Here is a 4,532-nt window from a genome sequence, read left to right on the forward strand (position 1 = left end):
CAACTGCGTACCGGTCGGACTGTACGAGTACAGCTGGTCACCGCCACCGCCGGTGTTCACCCACAACGGCACCGGCGGACAGGTCAACGCCCGGGGTCCTGACTTCCCGTCTGCGCCGTTCGCACCGTTCGCGCGGTCCGCGCCGTCCGTGCCGTCCGCAGGTGAGGCGACGGCAGGTCTGACGGATGCCGTCTCCTGCGCCGGGAAGGCTTGTGCCGAACCTCCTCCCCAACCCGCCGTCACGCCGATGACCGCCAGTCCGATCGCCGCGGCGAGCCTGCCGCGCGACCGGCCGCGTCTGATCCCTGCCATACCGTCTCCGTTCCAGTCGGGCGTGGTCACCGCAAGGCGCCACGCCGCAGTATCGAGATAACGCGAGGTGTTTTTGTGAACACTTTGAGTAACGTGACATGGGTTGGCTCGGGCCGCCATCCGGACCCGAACCCCTTGCGACCGCTGGGTGTCGGCCACCTGGCCCCATCGCGGCCCCATCGCGGCCCCTCGCGTGGTGCCCTGCGGCCGTCGGCCCCCGGCCACGTGATGGTCTGACCGGTCGGCGGGGATCCTTCGGCCCGCACCGAAGGATCCCCGCCCTACCGTCGATGCATCGTCGTCCCCGGCTCCCAGCACGTCGACCCGGCCCGCTGGAGCCCGCTGATCTACAACTTCCGCCACTACTACGGACCCGGCCCCGAGCTCGGCCACAGCTTCCGCACCCAGACGCCCCGCTGAAACCGCTGAAGCTGCTGAAACCGTTGAAACCACTGAAACCGTTCTGCCGCTTGCGCGAGAGAGTGTCAGCCCCACCTGCCAAGGTGACGGGCATGGATCTCGACACCTTCTGGCAGATCATCGACGACACCCGCGCCGGCGCCGCCGACGAGAGCGAACACGCCGACGCGCTCACCGAGCACCTCGCCGGCCTGGCACCCGATCAGATCGCGGACTTCGACCGGCACTACGCGCAGCAGAAGGCCCGCTCCTGCACCTGGCTGCTCTGGGGCGCGGGCTACCTCGTCAACGGCGGCTGCAGCGACGACGGCTTCGACTACTTCCGCGACTGGCTGATAGGCGCCGGCCGAACCCTCTTCGAACAGGCCCTCGCCGCCCCGGACAGCCTCGCCGAACTCCTCACCCCCGACCAGGAGGAACTGGAGGCCGAAGACCTCGCCTACGCGGCCACCCATGCCTACCGCCAACTCACCGGCGCCGACCTCCCCTCCAACGGCATCACCTCCGGCCCCCCGACCGGCGACCCCTGGGAGGACGAAGACCTCCCCACCCTCCTCCCCCACCTGTCAGCCCGCTTCGCCGACTAGCCCCCCGCCCACCGGACGCCACACGCCGCCGTTTCCACTTCGGGGAATTATGTAGACCGACCGTCATATTCCTTGCCCCCCCAGCCCGCCAGCCTGGGGGGCGCGGCGCAGGAAGTCGGCCAGGCCGACTTCCTGCGCGTGGGGGAGGGCGCTCACGCCTGCCGTCGGCCAAATATGTAGACCGACCGTCATATTCTGCGCTGCGCACGGTGGATTCCGCACAGGAAGTCGATCAGGCCGACTTCCTGTGCGCACCGGAGGCGGAGGTGCCGCTCGCCGCGCACGCAACTATGTAGACCGGTCGCCAGATTCTGCACGCCCCGTCCGGCTGGGACGCTGCGCAGGAAGTCGGCCAGGTCGACTTCCTGTGTGCGGCCGGGGGTGTTCATGCTTGCCGCGAGCCCGACTATGTAGACCGGTCGTCATATTCGGTCCCGTGCTGGATGGGTGTCGCGCAGGAAGTCGGGCCGGCCGACTTCCTGCGCGAGGTGCGAGGTGCGAGGTGCGGTGGGTGGTGGGTGGTTGGCGCGCAAGGGTGTGAATCAGTAGACCGGTCTGCATATTTTTCTGAGGCGGCGCCGGGCGGTGCCTGGTCAGTGGGTGTGGTGGTAGGTGGCGAGGGTGGTGAAGGCGGCCTTGGGGTCCCAGGGGAGGTCGGGGTAGGTGGTGCCGGGGCGGTCCTCGTAGACCTTGACGATGCCGTAGCTGGCGAGGTCGAGGTCGTCGCGGGGGTCGGCGTCGGGGCGGTGTACGTGGTCGTACAGGGCGAAGGTGAAGACGAAGGTGGCGTCGATGCCGCCGGCGTCGAAGGCCTCCAGCAGTTCGCGCAGGTAGGCGGCCTGGCCGGCCTCGTCGCGCTCGTACGCGGCCTTCAGTCGGACGGGGCCCTCGGCGTCGTACTCGACGATGTCCAGGCCGAGCGCGCCCCGGTCGCCCGCGCCGCGGTAGCCGGCGGAGCCGAACTCGGTGATGGCGACGGGCTTTCCCTGCGCGGCCAGCTCGTGGACGCCGTCGGCGAACCGGTCGGCGGTCTCTGCGGAGCGGTAGAGGTCGAGGGAGATGAGGTCGAAGGGCGTCCAGTCGACGCGCTCCAGCGGTACGGCGGCGTAGGTGATGCGTCCGCCGAAGTGTCCGCGGACGGTGGCCACGGCCTGGTCGAGGAACGCGTTGACCCGGCCGCTGACCGGTCCGAGGTGTTCGCGGACGAGCTCGGGTCGGCTGAGCAGGGCGATGCGGTCGTCCGTGGTGTCGCCGGGCAGGAATCCCGGGTTCATCAGGCTGAGTTCGGCTCCGGTGACGAACACCACCTCGGCCCCGCGCCGCCGCAGCCGTTCCGCGCGCTCGGCGCAGTCGGCGAACAGGGCCAGCAGCTCGTCGGCGGTGAGTTCCAGCGGGTACGGGGAGTACCAGACCTCCAGTCCGAGGTCGGCGGCGAGTCCGGCGGCGAGTTCGATCCGGTCGGGGTCGCCGCCCATGATGCGGACCGCGTTGCAGTGCAGGTCGTCGCGGATGATGCGCAGTTCGCGTTCGACCTCCTTCGGGTCGAACCGGCTGCGGGAGTACGACCCGTTCCTGACGAATCCGGTGTCGTAGCTGATGCCTTTGGCGCGCACGATGTCCTGCCTTCCTGGGGGTGGGCGGGGAGCGGCAAATACGGTACGGCCAGTACCCTAGTTGGCGCGGGTCGGAGAAGACAAGAAGGATGGGAGGGTAGGGAGCGGTATCGACGGGGGTATCGACGGCGGTACCGGCGACGGGATCGGACGGGACGAGGGCCATGGCCGGGCAGACACGGCGGCGCGGGGCGGCGCTGGAGGAGGCGATCCTCCAGGCGGCGGTGGCGGAGCTCACCGAGTCCGGATTCGCCGGGCTGACCATGGACAAGGTGGCCGCCCGCGCCGGCACCAACAAGAACGCCCTCTACCGCCGCTGGCCCAACCGCCTGGCCCTCGGTATCGCCGCCTACAAGGAGCTGGCCACCGCCGCCGTGCCCCCCGACACCGGTGAACTACGCGGGGACGCCCTGGAGTTGCTCCGCCAGGCGAACCGGCACTGGAGCTCCCCGCTCGGCGCGATCCTGCGCGAACTCCTGGCCGCCGCCGGTGGCGCGGCGGAGTTCCTGGCGCAGCTCCAGGACCAGTCCGGCGAGGCCGCGGCCGCACCCTGGCTCACCATCCTGGGGCGCGCGGTCGCCCGTGGTGAAGCGGCCCCAGGGGCGCTCCACCCCAGGGTGGCCACGGTGGCGGTGGTGCTGCTGCGCAACGAGTTCGTGGTGCGGGGCGTGCCGACCGCGCCCGACGACGTCCTGGTCGAGATCGTGGACGAGGTCTACCTGCCGCTGATCCGACGCCGCGGGCCGGCGGACGTCTGAACGGGCACGGCCCCGGAGTGGCGCCCGGCGGGGCTCGGCGGTCGGGCTGAGGTCGGGCTGAGGGCGGCGCGGGCCTCCGGGGTCAGGAACCGCCGAGGTGGCGCGCCTCCAGGTACACCGTCCGCTCGGTCTGTCCGGGGTCGGCCAGCGCGCTGAAGCGGCTTCCGGTGGAGGTCGTGAAGTCGACGAAGAGGTCGTAGGTCACGTTCTTGTCGAAGGACCAGCCGAAGGTCCGGGTCTCGGTGTCGGAGTCGAAGCCCGTCCCGGCCCCCTGTCCGGGGCTCCAGTGGACGGGGCGGGCCAGGTCCACCGAGTGGTCGGCGAGGAAGCGGTCCACGCAGTCCTTCGGGGCCCGGAAGCTCAGGTTCAGGGCCTCTCCGGGGTACTTCGCGGATCCGTGGAACCCGACGTCCTGAAGGTCGCACGCGGGCAGGTCCAGCCCGAACGCCTTCGTCACCTTTTCGAGGGTCTGCCCCTTCGGGCTGCCCGGGTACGCCCTCGGGTCCGGATCCGGGTCCCCGGCCGCGCAGCCGGCCACCAGGGCGACGGCGGCGGTCGCGGCCGCAGCCAGTGCGGCCGCGCGTCGCGCCGGCCGGGATGTGAACGGCCTTGCTGCGTCTAGCCCTTGCATGAATCTCCCCTCCCCGGACGGGTGCCGTCCCGCAGGGAGGGCCCCACGGGACGGTACCGAAGGCGGATCGGATGATCAACCGGCGTGGGCGCCGGGCAGGATCCGCCGGACGGGTCCTAATACTGCAACCGCATCTGGGGGGTGTGTCCTCGGCGTTTGTAGTGGGAGTTGCGGGCGCGGGCTTGGCTTCGTCGTCGGAAGTGTGACCAGT

At 70.6% G+C, this 4,532-nt stretch carries 4 protein-coding genes and 2 pseudogenes; 3 read left to right on the top strand and 3 right to left on the bottom strand.

The genetic code is table 11. The annotated features are described in order from the left end of the window. Positions 1 to 471: pseudogene (locus ACFWPI_RS39215) on the bottom strand (hypothetical protein); the annotation flags it as partial. Positions 472 to 606: 135 nt separating this feature from the next. Here ACFWPI_RS39215 and ACFWPI_RS39220 point away from each other — a divergent pair. Then, a pseudogene (locus ACFWPI_RS39220) lies at positions 607 to 732 on the top strand (flavin reductase family protein); the annotation flags it as partial. A 92-nt stretch (positions 733 to 824) separates the two neighbouring features. Further along, the gene (locus tag ACFWPI_RS39225; RefSeq protein WP_380381114.1) at positions 825 to 1,319 is read left to right on the top strand and encodes a DUF4240 domain-containing protein; all 495 of its coding nucleotides are present in this window, start codon (positions 825 to 827) and stop codon (positions 1,317 to 1,319) included. 593 nt (positions 1,320 to 1,912) lie between these two features. Here the strand turns inward: ACFWPI_RS39225 and ACFWPI_RS39230 are convergent. Further along, positions 1,913 to 2,932 carry a hypothetical protein gene (locus ACFWPI_RS39230; protein ID WP_380381031.1) on the bottom strand — a complete coding sequence of 340 codons (1,020 nt, stop codon included), beginning with the start codon at positions 2,930 to 2,932 and terminating at the stop codon, positions 1,913 to 1,915. Positions 2,933 to 3,096: 164 nt separating this feature from the next. Between ACFWPI_RS39230 and ACFWPI_RS39235 the strand changes: the two genes are divergently transcribed. Then, positions 3,097 to 3,690 carry a TetR/AcrR family transcriptional regulator gene (locus ACFWPI_RS39235; protein ID WP_380381029.1) on the top strand — a complete coding sequence of 198 codons (594 nt, stop codon included), beginning with the start codon at positions 3,097 to 3,099 and terminating at the stop codon, positions 3,688 to 3,690. Positions 3,691 to 3,772: 82 nt separating this feature from the next. Here ACFWPI_RS39235 and ACFWPI_RS39240 read toward each other — a convergent pair whose 3' ends face one another. Further along, positions 3,773 to 4,147 (bottom strand): hypothetical protein, encoded by a 375-nt coding sequence (locus ACFWPI_RS39240; RefSeq protein WP_380381027.1) that lies wholly within the window; start codon positions 4,145 to 4,147, stop codon positions 3,773 to 3,775. Positions 4,148 to 4,532: the final 385 nt, after the last annotated feature.

This window comes from Kitasatospora sp. NPDC058492, assembly GCF_042720685.1.
Classification (GTDB): domain Bacteria; phylum Actinomycetota; class Actinomycetes; order Streptomycetales; family Streptomycetaceae; genus Kitasatospora.